The sequence below is a fragment of the Amycolatopsis ultiminotia genome (assembly GCF_039536925.1).
GTDB lineage: Bacteria > Actinomycetota > Actinomycetes > Mycobacteriales > Pseudonocardiaceae > Amycolatopsis > Amycolatopsis ultiminotia.
The window spans coordinates 76,619-97,925 of record NZ_BAAAZN010000028.1; the positions used below are offsets into that span (position 1 = coordinate 76,619).

Below are 21,307 nucleotides of genomic sequence, written 5' to 3' on the forward strand. Positions count from 1 at the left end.
CGAGGAGGCGCCGAGCATGTCGTCGAACGTCGATCCGAACACCCCCGTCGGAGTCGATCCGGACCGGGCGAGCGTGGCGCGGATCTACGACTACGCACTCGGCGGTTCCACCAACTACGAGATCGACCGGCAGACCTTCGGCGAGCTCACCAAGGTGATGCCCGAGCTGGCGGACGCGATCCGGGAGAACCGCGCGTTCCTGATCCGGCTGTCCCGGTTCCTGGCCACGCATGCCGGGATGACCCAGTACCTCGACTGCGGTTCCGGCCTGCCCACCGCGGAGAACGTGCACCAGGTGGTGCAGCGGCTGCAACCCGAGGCGAAGGTCGTCTACGTCGACAACGATCCGGTGGTCAGCGCGCACGGGCGGGCGCTGCTGGAGGACAACGAGAACACCCGGTACATCGAGGGCGACATCTTCGATCCGGACAGCATCCTCGAGCACAGCGTGGTCCGCACCCACCTCGACTGGGAACAGCCGATTGCGCTGCTGTTCATCGCCACACTGCACCACCACAAGGGCGACCGGCACCGGCCGGCCGAAATCATGCGCAGCTACCTCGACGCGCTGCCCTCGGGCTCCTACGTCGCCATCTCGCACTTCCTCGACCCGGGAGCCGACGGCGACGCGGAAGCGGTGCACGCGCTGGAGGAGGCCATCGCCAGCGGTTCGCTCGGCGGCGCCACCGCACGGACCCGTGAGGAGATCCTGGAGATGGTCGAGGGGCTCGAAATCGTCGAACCCGGTCTGGTGGAACTGCGCGACTGGTGGTCCGACGGCCCGCAGCTGACCCCGCCGAACACCGCACAGCGGATCATGGCCGGAGTCGTCGCCCGCAAACCCTGACCGTCCACAGCAGACGACCGGTTCCGCGGTCCACCGGGACTGACTACGCTCGTCGGGTCGGCAACCGCAAACATCTGCAGGAGGCACCGCGCATGTCGTCGAACGTCGATCCGAACACTCCCCCCGGCGTGGATCCCACCCGGGCGAGCATCGCGCGAATGTACGACTACGCGCTGGGCGGTTCCACGCACTACGACATCGACCGGCAGACGCTCGACGAGCTCACCAAAGTGATGCCCGAGGTCAGCGATCTGGCCATCGAGAACCGCGCGTTCCTCATCCGGCTGTGCCGGTTCCTGGCCACGCACGCACGCATCACCCAGTACCTCGACTGCGGCTCCGGCCTGCCCACCGCGGAGAACGTGCACCAGGTGGTGCAGCGGCTGCAACCCGAGGCGAAGGTCGTCTACGTCGACCATGACCCGGTGGTGTCCGCGCACGGGCGGGCGCTGCTGGAGGACAATGAGCGGACCCGGTTCATCGAGGGCGACATCTTCGATCCGCCCAGCATCCTCGACAACGAGATCGTGCGCACCCAGCTGAACTGGGACGAACCGATCGCACTGCTGTTCGTGGCGACCCTGCACCACCACAAGGGCGACCGGCACCGGCCGGCCGAGATCATGCGCAGCTACCTCGACGCACTGCCGTCGGGCTCCTACGTCGCCATCTCGCACCTGCTCAACCCGGGCGAAGGCGCGGACAGTGAGGCGATGCACGTGTTCGAGGACGCCGTGGCCCGCGGTTCACTCGGTGGCGCCACCGCACGCACCCGGGAAGAGATCCTGGAGCTGGTCGACGGGCTCGAACTCGTGGAGCCCGGACTGGTCGAGCTCAGCAAATGGTGGTCCGACGGGCCGCTGCTGGCCCCGTTGAACATCGCGCAACGACTGATCGCCGGCGTGGTCGCCCGCAAACCCTGACCGTGCACAGGAGCCGGCCCCGGTCAACGATCCGCGGGCGGCCTCAGCACCGCACGCAACGCGGACCGCACGGCATCGGCCGGATCGGCAGGCAGCCGGTCGCAGCGCCAGGCGACGAATCCGTCCGGGCGGACCAGGAGCGCACCGTCCGCCTCGGCACCGGACAGCTCGGTGAACACGCTCGAGTCCGCGAGCTGCCGTACGTCGAGCCGGTCACCGGCAGCCTGCCACCCGGCGCCGTCCGGCCCGGTCAGCAGCGCCCAGCCGGTACCGGCGAGATCCAGTGTGGACAGTCCATCGGCGAGCCACCGATGCGGTAGCCGTGCACCGGGGACCGCCTGGTTGCCCCCGAGGTCCTCCGCACCGTCGGCGGGATAGCGGTAGCACATCATGCCGCGCAAGTAATCCTCGGCCAATCGCGCATAAAGCCGGTTCACGTCCTCGTGCGAGCAGTACCCGCGGTGCATGCGGTAGGACAGCGCCAAGGACGCCTCGGCGGCAGTCCGGCGTTCCGGTTCATAACTGTCCAAAAGCGACTGATCCGCGGTCCCGCGGAGCACGGCGGCAAGCTTCCAGGCGAGGTTGTGCCCGTCCTGGATCCCGGTGTTCATGCCGAGCCCACCGGCCGAGCTCTGCACGTGGGCAGCGTCGCCTGCCAGGAATACCGGACCGGCGCGGAACGATCCGGCCGTGCCGATCGCCGCCTCCCACGCAGTGCACTCGATCAGCTCGATCGGCAGCGGTTCACCGATTGCCTCGTGCAGCAGGCGAACAGTCTTCTCCGGCGACAGCATCGCCAGTTCGTCGGGTTTGCCCGGGTAGTCCATCAGATGCGAGGACCAGCGGTTGCCGCCCTTCGCGAACAAGGTGCAGTAGACCTGCTCGTTGCGGATGAAGCAGGCGTGCGTTGCCGATTCCGGCAGCAGCTCGCGGAGATCGGCCCGGAAGAAGGCGGTGTTGAGCCGTGCTGCGACCTGGCGGTCGGGCAGGCCGATGCCGAGCAGTTCCCGGATCCGGCTGCGCGCGCCGTCCGCCCCGATCAAGTACCGGCAGACAACGGGTCCGGCACCGTCCATCCGGATCCGCACGGCATCGTCGCCGACGGCGAAATCGACCACCTCGGCACCGAACCGGACGTGTCCACCGCGGCGGCGCAAGTGCGTCAGCGCCAGCTGTTGCACCTCGTACTGCGACATCGTCGCACGGATCCCGATCGGACTGCATTCCGCCAGCAGCCGCGCGTACCGCTCCGGAAGGGCCGCTTCCTGCTGTACCGCACCATTCGCGCGGTCCTTGACCATCGACCGGAACGGCGCCGGACCGTCCCAGCACAGCCGGTCCAAGTCCGCGCCGAGCCCGATCGCCCGGAACAGCTCCAGCGTGCGCACTGTCGTACCGGCCCGCGGCGGCGCGGTGAGCGAGTCGCGCTTGTCGACCACCAGCACCTGCACTCCCCGGTCCGCGAGGAACAACGCGGTCGAGAGCCCCACCGGCCCTGCGCCGACCACGACCACTTCGTGACGCGCCACGGCGTCCGTTTCGCTGATCATGGCAACCACGGTGCACGCTCAAGCCGACTTGAGCGCAACCTGCGACCATGGCGGGATGGACTACTCGATCAGCGAGGTGGCGCGGCGCTTCGGGATCGCCGTTTCCGCACTGCGCTACTACGACCAGGTCGGCTTGCTTCCACCGGCCGGACGGCGCGGGACCGTGCGTACCTACGGCCGCGACGAACTCCATCGGCTCGCCCTCGTCCAGCTGCTCCACCACAACGGGATGATGAGCCTCCCCGACACTGCCACCGCGCTGTCGGACCCGCCGGCAGGCGACCGCACCGCGACCAGGCAGGTGATCGAGGAATCCGCTGCCCTTGTGCAGGAACGGATCCAGCAGCTGCAGCAGGCCGGGCGGGTGCTCGACCACCTGCTCACCTGCCCGCGGGACAACCCGGTCCGGGATTGCCCGCACCTGCGCGCCCAGCTCGAGCACACGGTCGACACCGCACTCGCCGCCGATCCACCGGACGAGGCGTAGCCACCGTCAGTCCTCGACGTCGTGGCCCCGCGCGCGGACCCGGGAAGCCAGCGAACGGTGCAACGGCACGTCCAGGTTCCCGTCGACCAGTTCACCGCGCAGGCGATTGGTCGCCTTCCAGCCGTCCAGTGCCCGGTCCGGATCGGTGGCCGCAACCGACAGCAGCAGCGCGTCCACGATCAGCAGGTGGCCGATCTGGGTGCTGGGCAACAGGTTCTCGGTGGAGGGCGCGACCAGCACGGTGTCGACCCGGTCGGCGAAATGACTGGCGAGCACCTCGGTGATGAGCACGATCGGGCAGCCGATCCTGCTCGCCTCGCTGATCGCCACGTCGTGCTCGCGGACGTGCCGCAACGGGGCGACGAGCACCAACGCCGAACCGGGTCCGAGCCTGCCGAGTTCGTCGGCGAAGTTGTACCCGGTCTGCCCGGTCGCACTCGCGGTCCAGCCGATCCGCCGCAGTCCCAAAGACAGCGAATCGGCCACCGGGCGCGCGGATCCGTAACCGACGATCAGCGTGTGCGAAGCGGCCGCGACGACTCCGGCCGCGGTTTCCAGCGCCTCGGCAGGCACGGTGGACGGCAGGGAGCAGGCCAGTTGCGCGGCGTCCACGCTCATCTTCGCGAGGAGCTGGCTGTGGTCGTCGGACTGGGTCAGGTGCTCGGCCAGCGTCTGCTCCGGGTCGCGGACCGGGTTGAGCATCGCGGCGGCCGCGCGGCGCAACTCCCCGAGCCCGCCGTAGCCGAGCTGTTTGACCGTCCGGATGACCGTCGCGTCACTGACTTCCGCACGGCGGGCGATCTCCTGCGCGGAGTACACCGACGCCTCCGACGGGTGCAGCGCGAAGAAGTCGACCACCCGGAGGCCACCCGCGCCCAGCTGGTCCCGGACCTGGGCGATCCGCTTCGTCAACGAGGTCTCCATCTAGTCACCACTAGACTTTCGCGAGTTCATGAAGTACACACTACATCACCGAAGGCGGAGGTGAGGCAATGCGGCGAACCCCGGCCACGATCGCGTGGTCGCTCTCCCTGATCCTGGTACTGGCCGGCTGCGGGCTGAGCTCGGCCGGCGCGGCGGACCCGGCACTGGTGGCCCGCCCGCACGGGCGATGCGATCCCGCATTGGCCAAGATGGCGCCTGCCGCGGTGCGCCAGCGCGGCGCGTTCCGGGTCGCGATGGTGCCGAGCACCCCACCGATGGCCTATCACGCCGAGGACAACGTGACCATCGTCGGACTCGACCGGGACATGAGCCAGGCCATCGCCGACGTGTTCTGCCTTGCCGCGGATCCGGTCCCGGCCAGTCTCGACGCCGTCGTGCCCGGACTGGCCGCCGGACGCTTCGATATGGTGCTCGCCTCGCTCAGCCCCACCGCGGAGCGGCAGAAGAACGCCGACTTCGTCACCTACTACAACGGCGGGCAGGGTTTCCTCGCCCGCCGCACCACGGACTTCCCGGTCAAGTCCTATCTGGACCTGTGCGGCCGGGACGTCGCCGTGGTGATCGGTTCCGTCCAGCAGGGACAGCTGGAACAGGCGGCGGGTACCTGTGCTGCCGCCGGGCGGCCGGACTGGCGGCTGAGCCTCTTCCCCGACGGCACCGCGGCGGTGCTCGCCCTGCGCAGCAGCCGAATCGACGTGCTCTACTTCTCGATCTCGCTCACCCAGTACGTGGCGAACCAGCAGCCGAAGCTGTTCCGGCTCGCCGGGCAGTACAAACGGGCGCTCGTCGCGGCCGGGTTCACCAAACATTCGCCGTTGACCGTCCCGGTGCATCAGGCCGTCCAGCAGCTCATGCGCGACGGCACCTACCGGCGAATCCTGGACAAATGGGGGCTCGCCGAAAATGACCTCAGCACCACGGAAATCCTGAACGGAAGGTCGTGATGACGATTTCGGAGCACGTGGCCGCCAGCGAACCCACCGACCTGCCTTCCCGGATACTGACCAGAAAACACTACGGCAACTGGGTCGCCGGCGTGCTCGTCGCAGTACTGGTCGCACTCGCCCTCAAATCGGCCTTCACCAACGAGAATTTCTCCTGGCCCGCGTTCGGGCACTACCTGTTCAGCCCGGCGGTACTGGCCGGGCTCGGCCGGACGGTCGAACTGGCGGTCATCGCGATGGCGCTCTCGATCGTCGCGGGGATCATCCTGGCCATGCTGAGGCAGTCTTCGAGCAAGGTGCTCAACGCGGTTTCGGGTGCCTACATCTGGCTGTTCCGCGCAACCCCGCTGCTGGTGCTGTTACTACTGCTGTACAACTTCGCCGCGTTGTACCCGCAGCTTTCGCTCGGCATTCCGTTCGGACCCGATCTCGTCACCGTGGAAACCAATTCGGTGATCACCGTGGCCGGGGCCGCGATCATCGGGCTGACTTTGCACGAGGCAGCCTATTGCGCGGAGATCTTCCGGGCCGGGCTGATCTCGGTCGAACAGGGGCAGCGGGAAGCGGCGGAGGCACTGGGCATGTCGGGCAGGCTGACCCTGCGCCGGATCGTCCTGCCACAGGCCATGCGGGCGATCGTGCCGCCGTTGACCAACCAGTTCGTGAACGTGGTGAAGACGACCTCGATCGTCAGCGTGATCTCCATGCCGGAATTGCTCTACAGCGCCCAGATCATCTACGCACGGACGTATGAAACCATTCCGCTGCTGTTGGTGGTCACGTTCTGGTACCTCGTGCTGACCGCGGTACTGACGGTCGGCCAGCATTACGTCGAACGCCATTTCAACCGCGGACACGAGACAATGCCGACGGCCGCCTCGCGCAAACTGTCCCGGCTGGCACTGGGGGCCGGGCAATGAACGATCCGGCCGTGGAAATCCGCGGCGTGCACAAGCTGTACGGCGCCCTGCACGTGCTGCACGAGGTGGATCTGACGGTGGCGCCCGCTCAGGTGGTCTGCCTGATCGGGCCGTCCGGTTCCGGTAAGAGCACCCTGTTGCGCTGTATCAACAACCTGGAGAAGATCCAGGCAGGCACGATCCTCGTGGACGGGCAACTGGTCGGTTACCGGCGGTCCGGGCCGGATCTGGTGGAGACCACGCACCGGGAGACCTGCCGGGCCCGCCAGCACATCGGGATGGTGTTCCAGCGGTTCAACCTGTTCCACCACCTCACTGTGCTGCAGAACCTGATCGAAGCGCCGACGCACGTCCAGCGGGTGCCGAAGGGCGAGGCAATCGAACGCGCCAGGACGATGCTCGCGCGGGTCGGTCTCGCGGACAAGCAGGCGAACTACCCGGCACAGCTGTCCGGCGGGCAGCAGCAGCGGGTCGCGATCGCGCGGGCGCTGTGCATGCGGCCGAAGCTGATGCTGTTCGACGAACCGACCAGCGCGCTGGATCCGGAGCTCGTCGGCGAGGTGCTCGACGTGCTGCGCGATCTGGCCGACCAGGCGATGACCATGCTCGTGGTCACGCACGAGATCGGCTTCGCCCGTCAGGTCGCGGATCGCGTGGTCTTCATGGACCAGGGCCGGATCGTCGAGCAGGGCACGCCCGCGCAGGTGCTCGACGATCCCCGGCACGAGCGGACGCGGCGGTTTCTGGAAAGGGTCGGCTGAGATGAAGGGAGCACTGATGCAGTCCGTCGAGTACGTCGTCGTGGGCGGGGGTGTGGTGGGCGCTGCCACCGCGTGGCACCTCGCCGGCCGTGGTGCGGAGGTCACGCTGCTGGAGGCGGGCGAACTCGCGTCCGGCGCTTCGGGGGGCCCCGGCCGTCGCGGAGTACGCGCCGGAGGACGGGATCTTCGGGAACTGCCGTTGGCCCGCCGGGCGCTGGAACTGTGGCCGGAGCTGGACACGCTGCTCGCCGCGCCGACCGGGTACCGCCGCAATGGGCTGCTGAGCCTCTACGACGTCGAAATCGCCGGTGTGAGCGGGTGGCAGAGCATGCCGGCGCGGCGGCAGGCACAGCAGGCGGCGGGCATCCCGTGCGAGATCGTCGACCGGGAACGGCTCGACGAAATGCAGCCCGGTATCAGCGACGACGTGCGGTGCGCACTGCACACCCCGCACGACGGCACCGCGGATCACCCGGCCACGACCAGGGCGTTCGCCGCCGCGGCACGGAAACTCGGCGCAGCCGTCCGCGAGCACACCGGGGTGGCCGCGTTGTCGGCAGGCAACAACGGCTCGGTCACCCTCGACCTCGCCGACGGCGACCGGCTGCGGGCCACCCGCGGGGTGGTACTGGCGGCCAACCGGTCGACCCCGCGGCTGCTCCGCGCGTTGGCCGGGATCTCCTTGCCCCTGTGGGAAAAGGCGACCCAGGTGACGTTCGTGACCGCGCCGCCGGGATTCCGGCTCAACCACCAGCTCGGGCACACCCGGCGCTCGTTGTCGGTGAAGACGACCGACGAGGGTTCGGTGATGCTCTCCGGTGGCCGCCCCGGCGGCTGGGATCCGGCGACCGGCATCGGCACACTCGATCCCGGCGTACTGCGCAGCACACTGGCCGATCTCGCGGCGACCCTGCCGGAACTGGCCGAGGCGGAGGTCCTCGCGGTCGACAACACCCGTGCGGACACCAGCACGATCGACCTGATCCCGGTCGTCGACACGGTGCCGGGACTGGACTCGGTGTTCGTCGGCACCGGCTGGAGCGGGCACGGATTTGCACTCGCCCCCGCCGTGGCCGAAGCGTTCACCACCTGGGCGCTGGACGGAAAGCGACCGGAAGTGTTGCGCCCGTTCACTTTCGACCGGCTCGGCGCGACATCTCCGGCCTGATGCGAGTCCTCGCCGCGGGCAGCCGGGCCCGCGGCGAGGACCGAAGTTTTCCGCACGCCGACCGACGGCGGGGCGGTCGGGGGCGTCAGCCGATCTCGTCGAGCAGGGCGCGCATCCCGGCCTCCGCGCGGTCGTTTATCCCGAGGTAGCCGAACTCCTGCATGGCCGCCAGTGCGCCGGTGAGCAGGCGGCGCGCGCCGTCCGGCCGGCCTGCCCGGTGCAGTGCCTGCGCGAGTGCGTGACTGCCGGAGATCTCTCCCCAGCGGTCGCCAAGGTCACGCCACCGGCGGAGTGCCTCGCCGAAATGCCGGACCGCGTCCTCCACCAGCCCCGCGGACAGGCACGTCCAGCCGATCTGCTGCAGTCCGTGCGCCAGCATGTGTTCGGCGCCGGTGTCCTTCAGCAGCTCGACACTGCGGAGTCCGAGTTCGATCGCCTCTTCGTGCCTGCCGAGCCGGGACAACACCGCGCCGAGACCGTCTGCGACCGAAGCTTCGACGAACCGGCTGCCCTGCTCACGGGCGATCGCCAGCGCATCCGCCAGCAGCGGCAACGCATCCAGCTCCCAGCCGATCATCAGGTAGGCGACCGCGAGGTTGACCGCCACCGCCTCGTCGTGGCGGTCCAGCGCGCCCAGCGTCGCGACCGCGCGGCGGTGCCAGGACACTGCGTCCTCCGGGTGACCGAGGAAGTGGCACAGCACTCCGTTGTCGTTGCACAGCCTGCCTTCGGCGAGCCGGTCGCCGACGCGCTCTGCGGCGGCCAGCCCGACCGAGATGATCCGCTGCCATTCCACCCATTGGCTCAAACAGTGGCACAGCGCGCCGAGTGCGGTGGCGAGCCGTGCGGCCAGCTCGTCGAAACCGTGGGCGACGGCCAGCTCCAGCACGTCGGCCAGCGCGGGCAGCTCACGATTTGCCCAGGCGAGCGCCTCGCCGTAGTCGGCAGGCGCGACCGGCGGCCGCGCCGGATCCGGACGACCGGGGTCGATCGGGCCGAGCCCCGGCGCCAGCAGCTCCCGCGCCGCCACTGTGGACTGGAGATACCACGTCGCCAGCCGCCGGACCGCCTCGTCCACGACCGCACCCGGCTCGTCCCGTTCGGCACATTCGGCGGCGTAGATCCGGAGCAGGTCGTGGAATCGGTAGCGCTCCCGTGCCACTTGTTCCAGCAGATGCCACCGCACCAGGCCCTGCAACCGCTGCCGAGCCACCGGCACCGGAGCGCCGAGCAGTGCGGCCGCGTCGGCGAGCCCCATCTCCGCCGCGGGATGCACGCCGAGCAACCGGAACGAGCGCGCCTCCTCCGGCTTCAGCGTGTGGTACGACCAGGAGAACACCGTGCGCACGATCGAGGATTCGTCGTCCGAAGTGGACAACGCGTCCAGCCGTCCGGGCACCACCCGCAGCTCGGCAACCAGATCGGCGAGCTCGTGGTGTTCACCGTCGAGAATCCGCTCGGCCGCGATGCGCAACGCCAGCGGCAGGTGTCCACAGTGGATCGCCAGCTCCGCGGCCAGTGCCGGCTCGGCGTCCACCCGTTCGGCGCCGAGCACCCGGCGGAGCAGACGGCGGGATTCGGCAGGCCGCAGCACGTCGAGGCTGAACCGTCCGGCGCCGTCGCGTACGGCCAGCCCGGCCAGCCGGTTGCGGCTGGTGACCAGAGCGAGGCAGCCCGCCGACCCCGGCAGCAGCGGCCGGACCTGTTCCGCGCTCACCGCGTTGTCCAGCACCACGAGCACCCGGCGGCCGGCCAGCAGCGAACGGTACAGCGCGGACTGCGCCCCGACGTCGCCGCCGATCAGCTCCGCGTCGGCGCCGAGGCTCCGCAGCAGTTGCGCGAGCGCGGCCTCCGGCACGACCGGGGGATGCCGCGGATCGAACCCGCGCAGATCGAGGAACAGCTGCCCGTCCGGGAACTTCTCCGCGACCTGGTGCGCCACGTGCACCGCGAGCGCGGTCTTGCCGACCCCGGCTGCACCGTCGATCGCCGAGATCACCACCGAACCGCCGGAGGCGTCGCCGGACACCGTCTCGCACAGTTCCCGCAACTGCCGGGTTTCGTCCTCGCGGCCGACGAATTCCGCAATCCTGTGCGGTAACTGCGCCGGGACGACCCGGCCCGGCCCGAACCGCGCGGCAGGCGGATCGGACTCACCGCTCAGCACGCGTTTGTGCATCCGGCGCAGCGCCGGACCCGGTTCCACGCCGAGCTCGTCGACGAGGTGGTGGCGCACCCGCTGGTAGACCTGCAACGCCTCGGCATGCCGTCCGGTCCGGGACAACGCGAGCATCAGCAGTTCGTGCAGCCGCTCGTGCAGCGGGTTCTCCGCGGTCAGTGCGGACAACGCGGTCACCGCACCACCCGCCGCACCGGTCTCGATCAACGCGGCGCCGCGCAGTTCCTCGACGTCGAGCTTCAGCAGTTCGAGCCGCGAACGCTCCGCCTCCGCGAACGGGCCGGTCGCACCGCCGAGCGGCGGCCCGCCCCATTCCCGCAGCGCCGCGTCGCACTGTGCACGGGCGCCGACGAAATCATCGGCGTTCCACCGGCGCCACCCCTCGGCGGCGGCCGTCTCGAAGCGGCTCGTATCGATCGCTTCGGCGGGCAGCTGCAGCGAATACCCGGCCCGTGTACCGGTCAGCACCCTCGGCGCGGCACCGCGAGCGCGCCCGGGTTCCACGGCCTTGCGCAGGGCGGAGACATAGCTGTACACGATGCCCTCGGCAGTCTTGGGCGGCGTCTCACCCCACAGGCCGCTGACGAGTTCGTCGAGGCGGACCGTGGTGCCCGCGCGCAAGGCGAGCATGGTGAACAGTGAGCGCGGTCCGGGCGGGCCCAGGTCGATTTCGGCGTCGCCGACGCGCACCCGGACGGTGCCGAGCAGGCGAACAATCACCCTCGGTCTTCCCGCGTCGCCCATCGCTCACCATTCCGATCCACACAACCGCGCGCAGGGCACGCGGCGTCACGATAACGGTTTTCCCGGCCCGCACGTAACCCGTGCTCAGTGAATCGGTCCGCAGGTGCGACCGGATTCATTCTGGTCAGGCCGATTTTCCCGGGAACCATACCGGTAGCACGGCGAGGCCGCGGTGAAGGCACTTTCCCGAGACATGGTGCATACGTGAATACAATTCACCTATTGTCGTATCCGCACGAGTGTCCGGCAATCCGCTTGCCCGACCGGGCAAGTCGTTCAGCGGCGTGCCCGGTGGTGCCCGCCGGCGGGGTGCTGTCCGGAAAATGCACCCGGGCGGGAACCGGTCACGGCAGTCGTCCCGCCGAACCGGGCAGGCCGAATTCGGTGACCGGATGCCAGGAACCGGGAGCCGTAGCACCGGCGACCAGGCGCACCCGGTCGATCACCGCGCGGAACGGCAGTTCCGCCCCGACCGCCACCGCAGCCCGCCGCAGCGCGTCCGGTTCGCCGAGGCGGGTGCTCCCGACAGTCAGGTGCGGAACGACTTCGCGATGGGCACCACCGTACGGCGGGCATTCCGGAAACCTGCGCCAGACCAGTTCGATCAGCCGGTGGAAAGGCTCCGCGGGTTCCGGAGCGAGCCAGACGACCTCGTTCCCGAACCACTCGACCCGCCGGAAGACACATCCGAACGACTCGACCCTGGACAGCAGCGCTCGCAGTTCGCCGACCACGGCTTCGGTGATCCGGCCCGGCGCCAGGAACGGATAGCTGATCGTGAGATGCGCCGGAACACCCCACACCGCCGAATGGTCCAGCTCCCGCCGATGCCTCCCGACCACCGGATCGGCCGCCGGGACCGGCACGATCAACGCGGTCTCGACCGGTGCTGCCCCACCCATCCGGAAATGCTCGCACATCCGGCAGGTTTCCCGGTAGCCGGTCCGGAAGACAGATCGGCCATTCGGGAAATACCACGGCGGCCGAATCGGAACCCGCCGGTGGTTCGGGCGATCGATGCACCGGTGAGCCGCGGAAGCAGCCGTTGCGACGATTCTCGGAAATATTCGCCGGTGTCGCATTCGGGACGGATCAACGCCCGTTCCACAGCCGGGATTCAGCCCGCCCGCCGCGGCACCGCCCGCCGGGCCGCGAGTGCGGCGGCGATGCGCTGGGTGTCCTCCAGTTCGGTCGGGTCGAGCCCGGTCAGCTGGTGCACCCGGTGCAGCCGGTAGTCGACGCTGTTCGGGTGCAGGTGCAGGCGGGTCGCGGTGGCCCGGCGATTGCCGCCGCCGCGCATGAAGGTCTGGAGGGTTTCCAGCAACGCCGGATGACCGTCCAGCGGAGCCAGCAGTGCCGCAAGGTGTTCCGTCGCGGCACTGGGGCGGGTCAGCTGGTACTCCACGAGCACGTCCTGGAGGCGGTAAGTCCCCGGCGGATGGCGGAATTCCTGCACCACGGTGAGAACTTCCCTGGTCTCGGCCACCGCATCGGGGACTTCGCCCGGCGCGGTGACCGCCAGTGCGGCGACCACGTGGGTTCCGGCACTGCGTTCCAGGTGCCCGACCAGTGCCCTGGCGCCGGCCCAGTCCCGTTCCGATCCGGTCCACGCCGGTTGCGGTACCAGTGCGAGCCCGCCGGTCGCGGTGATCGAGCTCAGCGTGCCCTCACGGCCGTGCCAGTGGAGGGCGTCCCGGATGCGCCGGATCTTGCGGTGGGTGGCGACCGTGGTGTCGAGATCGGTGGCGAGTTCGTCCGGGTGCCTGCCGAAGGCAAGGCTGGCAACCAGGTAGTACGCGGGCAGCTGCAGCGCGAGTCCGCTCGCCACCTCCGCGCCGCGGCCGTCCAGCAGCGCGGAGATCATCGAGTGCTCCAGTTCCCGACGGTCCTGGGTGCTCGTCTCGTGCCCGGTCAGGTAGCCCGCGGCGACCTCGGAACAGGCCTGCCGCAGCGCGCCGAACAGGACGGCGGTCAGTTCGCGGAGTTCGGCGGGGTCGGCCTCCTGCTCGGCCACGCTGTCCCACACCGCACGCACGCCGATCGCGTAGGCGTCCAGCAGCTCGGGCAACGGAACGCCCTCCTCGGCACGTCGCCGGGCGGACTCCTTGGCAGGACTGAATTTCTCCCGGTCCGGAACACGGCGCTCGCGCAGTGCGTCAAGCACGATGTCCACGTTCTGCTGAACGATGCTGTACGCGTCGTGGATCAGCAGCTCGTGCGGGAGGGTCCGGTAGAACGGCACCTCGGCGATGACGCGATCCAGGATCGAGTCCGCCAGGGCGGAACGCACCGGCATCGGCCTGCCCTCGGTCGTCCCGTCGAGATCTTTGGGGTTCACCACAACCACGGTACGAGAACCTCCCCAGCTCCTCCACTTTCGGCAGGTCACAAGTTACCCATGAGTTTAGGTAATGATCACAGCTCCGCTCGGCGGACTTCGGTCAAATCCCAAGTCCGGGGTCACCACGGAGCCCGCATGCTTTTCCCGGAGACGCGAGCGAAGGGGGCTGCGATGACCGACCGCAGACGCATGCCCGTCGACGGTTTCGAAATGTGCGACCGGGCCGCAGGGCAGGGCTCGCTCGCGGACGCACAGTGGCTGCCTGCCGTCGTTCCCGGCGGAGTGCACGAAGCACTCCGCGCAGCCGGCCATATCCCCGACCGCGAGTCCGACGTCGCGTGGACGGCCAGGCGCGAGTGGTGGTTCCGGACCCGCGTCGCCGGCCCGGAACGCGCACCGGGGGACCGCGTCCGGCTCGGGTTCGACGCACTCACCACGATCGCCGACCTCTGGCTGGGCGGCCTGCCGCTGGGGCGCCACGAAAACCGGTTCCACCCCGCGGTGTTCGACGTGACCGACCGGCTGCCGCCCGGCACGTCCGCCGACCTGGTCGTACGGTTCACACCCGGGCTCCCCGCCCGGGAGGCGGCGGCCGGCCCCCGCAGGCCGATGCGGCCGGTCGCCGGACTGTCCGGGACCGGGTTCTCCGGTGGCGGCGATTTCACGCCACCGCTGTCGTCGCCCGGCATCTGGCGTCCGGCGTGGCTGAGCGTCGAGCACCGCGCGGTGCTCACCGGGCACCACGTCGGGCTGACCGACCTCGCGAACGACCGGTCCCACGGCACCGTGCGGATGCGAGCCGACGTCGACGCGTTCGCCGCGACGACGGCGATGGTCGCGTTCACCCTCACCACGCCCGGCGGGCGCACCGTCCGGCGGCAAGCCCTGGTGGCCGACGGAGTGGCCACCGTCGAATTCGAACTCCACGACCCGGTGCTCTGGTGGACCTCGGACCTCGGCGAGCCCGCGCTGCACGAGGTGCGGATCGAGCTGACTGCGGACGGAATTCCGGTCGACGTTCTCGAAGACCGCGTCGGCCTGCGCACCGTCACGCTCGGCCGCGGGCCCGATCAGCTCGAAGGTGGCCGGCTGTTTTGCTTCCGGCTCAACGGAATTCCGCTTTCCGCCCACGATGCGGTATCGGTGCCGCCGAACCCGCTCGCCGGATCGAGCGACGGCACCCCGGTGCGTGATCGCGTCCGCCGTGCTCGCGAAGGAAACGTGCCGATCCTGCGAGTCCGGGGCGGTTACGTACCCGACGACTTCTACACCGCGTGTGACGAGCAGGGCGTACTCGTCCGGCAGGACTTCAGGTTCGCCGGTACCGATTACCCCGGCGATTCCGACGCGTTCCGAACCGAGGTCGCAGCCGAGGTGCAGGCGCAGGTTTCCCGGCTGCGCAACCGAGCGTGCCTGGTGCTGTGGTGCGGCAACGGCGAAGTCGAGGTCAGTCACCAACCCACGCCCGGCAGCCACGAGGGCGGCGATCGGGGCCGGTCGATCTTGTCCGAGGTGCTCCCGGTCGCGGTCGCCGCGCACGACGGGCTCGTGCCCTACTGGCCGGGAAATCCGTCGAGTGCCGACGACACGGACAGCTCCGTGAGCGAGTTCGGTATCCGGTCCACCTACGACGGCGGCACCTTCGAGCAGCGGTTGCCGGGCAACACCCGGCACGACACGACCTTCGGCCAGGCACGGTGAGCGGTTCCCCGCTGCGCGCGAACGTCCGCCGGTACGAGTGACAGAGGGGCGACGTCGCGAGCCGCCGGCCGGTCCCCGGGTGCGGTGCGGGTAACTCTCGACGTTGGTCACGAACCCGGTCGAACAGGTGGCACCCCTGGTGAACCCGTGGCCTGACCTGCGCTTCGGCAGCGACGTGCACGGCGCAAGTGACGTCACGTCATCTGGCGCCCCGAGAAATGTCATGGGCCGTAGGTGACGTCATCGCACTGGCAGGTGGCGGCCGCACCCGGTGAACTCTTTCCATGACCTCGAAGCGTTATTTCTGGAAGGGCCCCATGAAGCACTCGCGTATCGCTGCCGCGGCGTCGGCAGCGATCGTCGTCGCCATGACTGCCGCGCTCGCCGGTTCGACCGCATCGGCTGCGCCGGGGCCCGCTGCGGTGGCCACCGCCGACGACCCGGTGACCCACGCGGAGAACGAGCACGTTCCCGAAGGCGGAGCCTGGACCCAGCAGTACTTCCCGTCCTCGGACGGCTCGAAGACCGAGCTGCATGCGGACGTCCTGCTGCCGGAAGGCCTGCCCGAGGGTCAAAAAGTTCCGGTCATCCTCTCCGCGGGCCCGTACTTCGGGCACTCCGGGCAGGAGGACGTCGAAGACCGCAAGCACACCGGTCCCTCGGATCGCTTCACCGACTTCATCGACGGTGCGCACTTGTTCGACCGTGGCTACGCGTTCGTGATGGTGGATGTGCGCGGCTTCGGTGGCTCCACCGGCTGTCTCGACTTCACCGGCCCCGGCGAACAGGCGGATGTCAAGGCGGCGATCAACTGGGCCGCGAACCAGCCGTGGTCTACCGGTTCGGTGGGCATGTACGGCAAGTCCTACGACGCCATCACCGGGCTGATGGGCAACAACCTGAAGCAGGACGCACTCAAGGCCGTCGTGGCGCAGGAACCCATGTGGGACCCCTACCGCAACATCCGCTCGAACGGCGTGCCCCGCTCGACGATCGTCAACGTGTCCAACACGTACAACAAGATCGCCGGACTGCCACAGCTGCCGGACGACGACGCGCGCTACCGGGCCAACGCCGAGTACGAGAAGGCGCACCCGGAATGCCTGGTGCAGAACATGCTCGGCTACCAGACCGCGAGCCCGGACTCCCGGTACTGGAAGGACCGTGACCTGGCGGAGCACGCCAAGGGCACCGACACCCCGCTGCTGTTCACCCAGGGACTGCTGGAGTGGAACGTCGAACCCGAGGCGATCCAGGAGTACCTCGACAACCACCAGGGCCCCGAACGCGGATGGCTCGGCCCGTGGGACCACGTGCGCGGGAACGACCGGGTCGCGGACGGCCGGCCGGCGATGGGCCGGGACGGCTGGTTCGACGAGACGATGTCCTTCTACGACCAGTACTTGAAGGGCACCACACCCCCGGTCCGGTACCCCGCGTACGCCGTTCAGGACAACACCGGCGCCTGGCGAGAGCAGGACACCTGGCCGGGCGCGGCACAGCCGGGTACCGTCGCACTCCCCGGTGGGTCCTATGTGGACGACGGCGGAGCGGGTACGAACCCGGCCGGGGGCAGCTTCTTCCGCTGGTCCGAGCCCGTCAAAAAGCCGGCCCGCATCACCGCGACCCCGCGAATCTCCCTTGACGCCAAGGGATACGGCAACGTCATGACCAAGCTGTACGACGTCGCCCCGGACGGCACCGCGGTACTGTTCGACGAGCAGGTCTCCACACTGAAGCCGGGCAAGACCGCCTTCGACCTCAAGTCGACCGATTGGACGCTGGCCGCGGGCCACTCGCTCGCCGTCGAGATCGGCACCATCCCGCCGGCAGCCGGTGACTGGATCGACACCCCGTCCGGAGAGCGGATCACCGTCTCCGGCGCACAGCTCCGGCTGGCCGTGGGCAACCCCGCCGACGACAAACCGACCGCAGGCAACCGAGCGCCCTACCTGGACACCTACCTGACGGCCTACACGAGCAAACTGCCGATCGGCAGCCCGGCGTTCACCGTTCCCGGACAGTGAACGACCTCGGGTGGCAGTTCCCGGTGTGGGCGACAGTGCGCCGGACCGGCGCGGGATCACCGCCGTCCCACCTTGGCAACAGCCGGGCGCCTCAGCCGAAAGCCGGAGCGGTCATGAGCGTCAGGTTGGGCTGGGCGGTGTCGAGCCTGCCGTATTGGCAGAAGACCGGGACCGAACTGTCGAGCCGGATCGCGTATTGGGTGCGGTGCGGAATCGTGAAGTCGATGCCCTCGTCCGAGAGCTTGTCGAGCCGGAGGCAGCGGACCCGTTCACCCGCCACGACGAGGTCGTGGTCGAACGAGGTGGGTGGCCGGTCGGTCCAGTAGAGAGTGAGCCGGAGCTTCGCCGGCTCACGCGCCGGGTTCAGCACGATCAGGGCTTCGTGGCTGACGAAGCGATCCCCTTCGGTCGGTGCGGGCAGGTCGCCGTCGGGGAACCACCAGGTATGCCGGGCACCGCTGGTGGAGCCGGCTGGTCGGGTCGGGGTCATCCGGATGGGTTCCTCACCGTGCCGGCACCTCTTCCGGCACGCCGTCGACTCGCCGGAAGAGGTGCGAAGGATTGTCGTCGCGGAGCTCGGCAGGCAGCAGTTCGACCGGCACACCCTGGTAGGCGACCGGACGGAGGAACCGTTCGATCGCGCGCGTGCCGACCGATGTCGTCGCGGGTGCGGAGGTCGCCGGGAACGGTCCACCGTGGACCATCGCATGGTTGACCTCCACCCCGGTCGGCCAGTCGTTGAAGAGCACCCGTCCGGCGATCAGCTCGAGCCGGCCGAGCAGAGCTGCCGCGGTGCGGTGGTCGACGGCGCTCGCGTGGATCGTCGCCGTGAGCTGGCCCTCGAGCGTTTCCGCGATGGCGTGCAGTTCTTTCTCGTCGGCGACGCGCACGATCACCGAAGCCGGCCCGAACATCTCCGCCGGCAGCCGGGGCCGGCCGAGCAACCCTGCCCCGGTCGTCTCGAAGAGGCTGGGCACACCGGTGCAGGCGAGCGCGGGATCGGCCACCCCGGTGGCGACCAGCCGCACGCCCTCGGTGTGTTCCACGGCCGCCGTCTCTTTCCCGAACGCGGTGGAGATTGCCGGATTCAGCAGCACGGTCGCGGGCACCCGCTCGATGGCGGCCGCCGCCGCATCCACCAGGTCCTGTGCGCCGGTTCGTTCGAGGACGAACAGCAGACCGGGTTTGGTGCACAGCTGGCCCGCACTGCCGGTCACGGACGCGACATAGGACGCCCCGATCTCCGCCCCGCGCTCGGCCACCGCGCCGGGGAGCACGAAAACCGGGTTCACCGCGGACATTTCGGCGTACACCGGGATCGGCACGGGGCGCTGCTGGGCGAGCCGGAGCAGGGCGAGTCCGCCGGCTCGCGAGCCGGTGAAACCCACCGCTTTGATCGCGGGGTGGGTCACCAGCGCGGCGCCCAGTTCGTGACTGGTGCCTTGAAGGAGGGAGAAGGTTCCTTCCGGCAAGCCATGTCTGCGCACGGCCTCGCAGATCGCCGTGCCGACGAGCTCCGATGTACCGGGGTGGGATGGGTGCGCCTTGACGATCACCGGTGCGCCTGCGGCGAGGGCGGAGGCGGTGTCCCCGCCGGCGACCGAGAACGCGAGCGGGAAGTTGCTCGCGCCGAAGACCGCGACCGGCCCGAGCGGCACCGCGCGGCACCGGACGTCCGGACGCGGCAGCGGGATCCGTTCCGGATCGCCGGGATCGATCCTCGCCTGCAGCCAGTCACCTTCCCGCAAGGTCCTCGCGAACAGTCTCAATTGGCCGGTGGTGCGTGTGGTCTCGCCTGCGACCCGCGCCGTGGGCAAACCGGTTTCGAGCCGGGCCAGTTCGGCGATCGGGCTCGCCCGTGCCTCGATTTCGTTTGCGATCGACTCGAGGAAAGCGGCACGTTCCTCGATCCCGGTGTGACGGTAGCCGTCGAACGCCGCGGCTGCCAGCTTCGCCGCTCGCTCCGTCTCCACCGCGCCGCACTCGACGAAAACGGGTCCGATCTCCTCGCCGGTGGCCGGATCGACAGCGCGGAAGGTGGCCGCGGTTGCCGGCACTGCCGCCGTCCCGCCGATCAGGGCCCGGCCGGTGGGCGGGGAAGGCGTGCTCGATGTCGGGTTGGTCATGTGGTTCACCTTCTCGACCGCTGCGGGGACGGTCGGTTGCCGGATCGTGGTGCCCGGTTCGCGCTGGGGATCACGCCGGGGCGGGTTGCGCAGTGGCGCTCGCGGTGAGTTCGGTGCGGTAGGTGTCCGGAGCCTTGATCACGGCAACCATCGAAATGCACCACAGCAACAGCAGGTAGGACATCACCAGCCACAGCGAGCCGCCGGCGACGGCGACCAGCAAGGTCGCCAGGAACGGCGCGATGCCGCCGCCGAGAATGGCGCCGATCTGGAAGCTGATGGAGAGCCCGCTGAACCGGATGTTGGTCGGGAAGAGCTCGGCGATCCAGGCGAATTCCACACCGAGCAGCGGCGCCGAGCCGAAGGCGTACAACAGGGCGTAGCTGAGCAGGATCAACGGCGTCGAACGGGTGTCGAGGATCAGGAAGAACGGCCAGATCGTGACCAGCAGGAAGATCATGCCGCCGCAGAACACGATCTTGCGGCCGATCCGGTCGGCGAGGTGGCCGTAGAACGGGATGGCGAGGATAGAGATCGCCGAAGCGATCATCACGCCCGCCGTCGACACCGACTCCGACACTCCGGCGTTGTCGGTGGCGTAGGACAGCGAGAACGTCACGATGAGGAAGCCGCTCCCGGTTTCGAACAGCCGCAAGGCGATCGAGAGCAGCATGCTGCGCTTTCCGGTCTTGAACAGTTCCGACAGCGGCCGTTCGGCCAGCAGACCGTCCTCTTTGGCCTCCTCGAACGCGGGGGTGTCCACGAGCTTGGTACGCACCCACAGCCCGAAGATCGCGATGCCCGCGCTGATCAGGAACGGCACCCGCCAGCCCCAGCTGACGAACTCGGCGTGCGGCAGAACCGCGGTGAGCACCGTGAAGAGACCGGTCGCGATGAGCAGGCCCATGAATTCGCCGGTCTCCATGACCCCGGAAGCGAAGCCACGCCGCCGGGGCGGCGCCGACTCCACCATCATCAGCGTGGCACCGCCCTGTTCACCTCCGACGCCGACGCCCTGCAGTACCCGCAGGAGCACCAGCAGCGCCGGGGCCCAACCGCCGATCGCCGTCGCGGTCGGCAGCACCCCCATGGCGAACGTGGCGCCGCCCATCAGCGACAGCGTGATCATGAGCACCGTCTTGCGGCCGACGGTGTCCCCGATGTGCCCGAAGATCAGCGCGCCGAGCGGCCGGGCGAGGAAACCCACCGCGAGACCGGCGAAGGACAGCAGCGTGGCTCCGGTCTGCCCGGCTCCCGGGAAGAACAACGAAGGGAAGACCAACACCGACGCCAGTCCGAAGAGCTGGAAGTCGTACCACTCCATCAGCTGGCTGAGTACGCTGCTCACCCCGACCTTGCGCCGGTAGGCGGTGCTGAGCCGGATCGGGTGGGAATGGGTCATCGGGTTCACTTCCTGATCTGCCGAGAGCTCCGGGGACGCCGTTCGGTGGGCGGCCCGGGGAGCACCGCCGTACGAGGCACGAGCTGGACGGGCCGCATCCGCGCGGGGCCGAAGCCGGCGCCCTCCGCTTCGAGCAACCCCGAGTGGCCAATATCCGAAATACCGGACACTATCCGAAATACCGACAGGACGTTAGTATCCCCTGCTGGGGGTGTCAACGGACACTCCGCAGCGGAAACATT

General features: G+C 69.3%; 17 protein-coding genes. 9 read left to right on the forward strand and 8 right to left on the reverse strand.

The features are described 5' to 3' along the window. The first annotated feature begins 16 nt into the window (after positions 1–16). Together ABD793_RS39445 and ABD793_RS39450 are read left to right on the forward strand one after the other, a co-directional pair. Positions 17–847 (forward strand): SAM-dependent methyltransferase, encoded by an 831-nt coding sequence (locus ABD793_RS39445; protein WP_344868742.1) that lies wholly within the window; start codon positions 17–19, stop codon positions 845–847. Positions 848–939: 92 nt separating this feature from the next. After that, positions 940–1,770, forward strand: a complete 831-nt coding sequence (locus ABD793_RS39450) for an SAM-dependent methyltransferase (protein ID WP_344868743.1) — start codon at positions 940–942, stop codon at positions 1,768–1,770. A 23-nt stretch (positions 1,771–1,793) separates the two neighbouring features. On the opposite strand, the gene ABD793_RS39455 is transcribed toward ABD793_RS39450, so the two are convergent. Continuing rightward, positions 1,794–3,320, reverse strand: a complete 1,527-nt coding sequence (locus ABD793_RS39455; protein ID WP_344868744.1) for an FAD-dependent oxidoreductase — start codon at positions 3,318–3,320, stop codon at positions 1,794–1,796. Between the two features lie 55 nt (positions 3,321–3,375). Here ABD793_RS39455 and ABD793_RS39460 point away from each other — a divergent pair, with 55 nt between their 5' ends. Continuing rightward, complete coding sequence (locus ABD793_RS39460) at positions 3,376–3,807, forward strand: MerR family transcriptional regulator (protein ID WP_344868745.1); 432 nt, start codon at positions 3,376–3,378, stop codon at positions 3,805–3,807. 6 nt (positions 3,808–3,813) lie between these two features. Here the strand turns inward: ABD793_RS39460 and ABD793_RS39465 are convergent, their stop codons facing one another. Then, positions 3,814–4,731, reverse strand: coding sequence for a MurR/RpiR family transcriptional regulator (locus ABD793_RS39465; RefSeq protein WP_344868747.1), 918 nt, complete (start codon positions 4,729–4,731; stop codon positions 3,814–3,816). A gap of 68 nt (positions 4,732–4,799) precedes the next feature. Here ABD793_RS39465 and ABD793_RS39470 point away from each other — a divergent pair, with 68 nt between their 5' ends. From ABD793_RS39470 to ABD793_RS39485, 4 genes are read left to right on the forward strand one after another with little or no spacing between them, the layout of a single operon-like run. Further along, entirely contained in the window at positions 4,800–5,696 is an 897-nt protein-coding gene (locus tag ABD793_RS39470) for an ABC transporter substrate-binding protein (RefSeq protein ID WP_344868748.1), read from the forward strand. Next, positions 5,696–6,616: an amino acid ABC transporter permease gene (locus tag ABD793_RS39475; RefSeq protein WP_344868749.1), complete on the forward strand. Its 921-nt coding sequence runs from the start codon at positions 5,696–5,698 to the stop codon at positions 6,614–6,616. The genes ABD793_RS39470 and ABD793_RS39475 overlap by 1 nt, the downstream gene beginning before the upstream one ends. Continuing rightward, complete coding sequence (locus tag ABD793_RS39480; RefSeq protein WP_344868751.1) at positions 6,613–7,377, forward strand: amino acid ABC transporter ATP-binding protein; 765 nt, start codon at positions 6,613–6,615, stop codon at positions 7,375–7,377. The genes ABD793_RS39475 and ABD793_RS39480 overlap by 4 nt, the downstream gene beginning before the upstream one ends. A gap of 16 nt (positions 7,378–7,393) precedes the next feature. Continuing rightward, entirely contained in the window at positions 7,394–8,545 is a 1,152-nt protein-coding gene (locus ABD793_RS39485; RefSeq protein WP_344868752.1) for an NAD(P)/FAD-dependent oxidoreductase, read from the forward strand. An 85-nt stretch (positions 8,546–8,630) separates the two neighbouring features. On the opposite strand, the gene ABD793_RS39490 is transcribed toward ABD793_RS39485, so the two are convergent. The 3 genes from ABD793_RS39490 to ABD793_RS39500 form a co-directional block, all read right to left on the reverse strand. Then, on the reverse strand, positions 8,631–11,444 hold the full coding sequence (locus ABD793_RS39490; protein WP_344868753.1) for an AfsR/SARP family transcriptional regulator: 2,814 nt from the start codon (positions 11,442–11,444) through the stop codon (positions 8,631–8,633). 368 nt (positions 11,445–11,812) lie between these two features. Beyond that, entirely contained in the window at positions 11,813–12,370 is a 558-nt protein-coding gene (locus tag ABD793_RS39495) for a 2'-5' RNA ligase family protein (RefSeq protein ID WP_344868754.1), read from the reverse strand. A 215-nt stretch (positions 12,371–12,585) separates the two neighbouring features. Beyond that, positions 12,586–13,806: a PucR family transcriptional regulator gene (locus tag ABD793_RS39500; protein WP_344868755.1), complete on the reverse strand. Its 1,221-nt coding sequence runs from the start codon at positions 13,804–13,806 to the stop codon at positions 12,586–12,588. Between the two features lie 174 nt (positions 13,807–13,980). On the opposite strand from ABD793_RS39500, the gene ABD793_RS39505 reads away from it, so the two are divergent. Both ABD793_RS39505 and ABD793_RS39510 read left to right on the forward strand, forming a co-directional pair. Further along, positions 13,981–15,510 carry a glycosyl hydrolase 2 galactose-binding domain-containing protein gene (locus ABD793_RS39505; RefSeq protein WP_344868757.1) on the forward strand — a complete coding sequence of 510 codons (1,530 nt, stop codon included), beginning with the start codon at positions 13,981–13,983 and terminating at the stop codon, positions 15,508–15,510. Positions 15,511–15,794: 284 nt separating this feature from the next. Continuing rightward, positions 15,795–17,537 (forward strand): CocE/NonD family hydrolase, encoded by a 1,743-nt coding sequence (locus ABD793_RS39510; protein WP_344868759.1) that lies wholly within the window; start codon positions 15,795–15,797, stop codon positions 17,535–17,537. Positions 17,538–17,628: 91 nt separating this feature from the next. On the opposite strand, the gene ABD793_RS39515 is transcribed toward ABD793_RS39510, so the two are convergent. The 3 genes from ABD793_RS39515 to ABD793_RS39525 form a co-directional block, all read right to left on the reverse strand. Next, positions 17,629–18,027 (reverse strand): sensory rhodopsin transducer, encoded by a 399-nt coding sequence (locus tag ABD793_RS39515; RefSeq protein ID WP_344868760.1) that lies wholly within the window; start codon positions 18,025–18,027, stop codon positions 17,629–17,631. 13 nt (positions 18,028–18,040) lie between these two features. Continuing rightward, positions 18,041–19,663 (reverse strand): aldehyde dehydrogenase (NADP(+)), encoded by a 1,623-nt coding sequence (locus tag ABD793_RS39520; RefSeq protein WP_344868762.1) that lies wholly within the window; start codon positions 19,661–19,663, stop codon positions 18,041–18,043. 70 nt (positions 19,664–19,733) lie between these two features. Then, positions 19,734–21,065: an MFS transporter gene (locus ABD793_RS39525; protein ID WP_344868763.1), complete on the reverse strand. Its 1,332-nt coding sequence runs from the start codon at positions 21,063–21,065 to the stop codon at positions 19,734–19,736. Positions 21,066–21,307: the final 242 nt, after the last annotated feature.

Coding starts and splice junctions, on each gene's coding strand:
- ABD793_RS39455 (WP_344868744.1), bottom strand. CDS start 3,320: ATGATCAGCGAAACGGACGCCGTGGCGCGTCACGAAGTGGTCGTGGTC.
- ABD793_RS39450 (WP_344868743.1), top strand. CDS start 940: ATGTCGTCGAACGTCGATCCGAACACTCCCCCCGGCGTGGATCCCACC.
- ABD793_RS39525 (WP_344868763.1), bottom strand. CDS start 21,065: ATGACCCATTCCCACCCGATCCGGCTCAGCACCGCCTACCGGCGCAAG.
- ABD793_RS39475 (WP_344868749.1), top strand. CDS start 5,696: ATGACGATTTCGGAGCACGTGGCCGCCAGCGAACCCACCGACCTGCCT.
- ABD793_RS39510 (WP_344868759.1), top strand. CDS start 15,795: ATGACCTCGAAGCGTTATTTCTGGAAGGGCCCCATGAAGCACTCGCGT.
- ABD793_RS39505 (WP_344868757.1), top strand. CDS start 13,981: ATGACCGACCGCAGACGCATGCCCGTCGACGGTTTCGAAATGTGCGAC.
- ABD793_RS39445 (WP_344868742.1), top strand. CDS start 17: ATGTCGTCGAACGTCGATCCGAACACCCCCGTCGGAGTCGATCCGGAC.
- ABD793_RS39480 (WP_344868751.1), top strand. CDS start 6,613: ATGAACGATCCGGCCGTGGAAATCCGCGGCGTGCACAAGCTGTACGGC.
- ABD793_RS39495 (WP_344868754.1), bottom strand. CDS start 12,370: ATGGGTGGGGCAGCACCGGTCGAGACCGCGTTGATCGTGCCGGTCCCG.
- ABD793_RS39460 (WP_344868745.1), top strand. CDS start 3,376: ATGGACTACTCGATCAGCGAGGTGGCGCGGCGCTTCGGGATCGCCGTT.
- ABD793_RS39515 (WP_344868760.1), bottom strand. CDS start 18,027: ATGACCCCGACCCGACCAGCCGGCTCCACCAGCGGTGCCCGGCATACC.
- ABD793_RS39520 (WP_344868762.1), bottom strand. CDS start 19,663: ATGACCAACCCGACATCGAGCACGCCTTCCCCGCCCACCGGCCGGGCC.
- ABD793_RS39465 (WP_344868747.1), bottom strand. CDS start 4,731: ATGGAGACCTCGTTGACGAAGCGGATCGCCCAGGTCCGGGACCAGCTG.
- ABD793_RS39470 (WP_344868748.1), top strand. CDS start 4,800: ATGCGGCGAACCCCGGCCACGATCGCGTGGTCGCTCTCCCTGATCCTG.
- ABD793_RS39485 (WP_344868752.1), top strand. CDS start 7,394: ATGCAGTCCGTCGAGTACGTCGTCGTGGGCGGGGGTGTGGTGGGCGCT.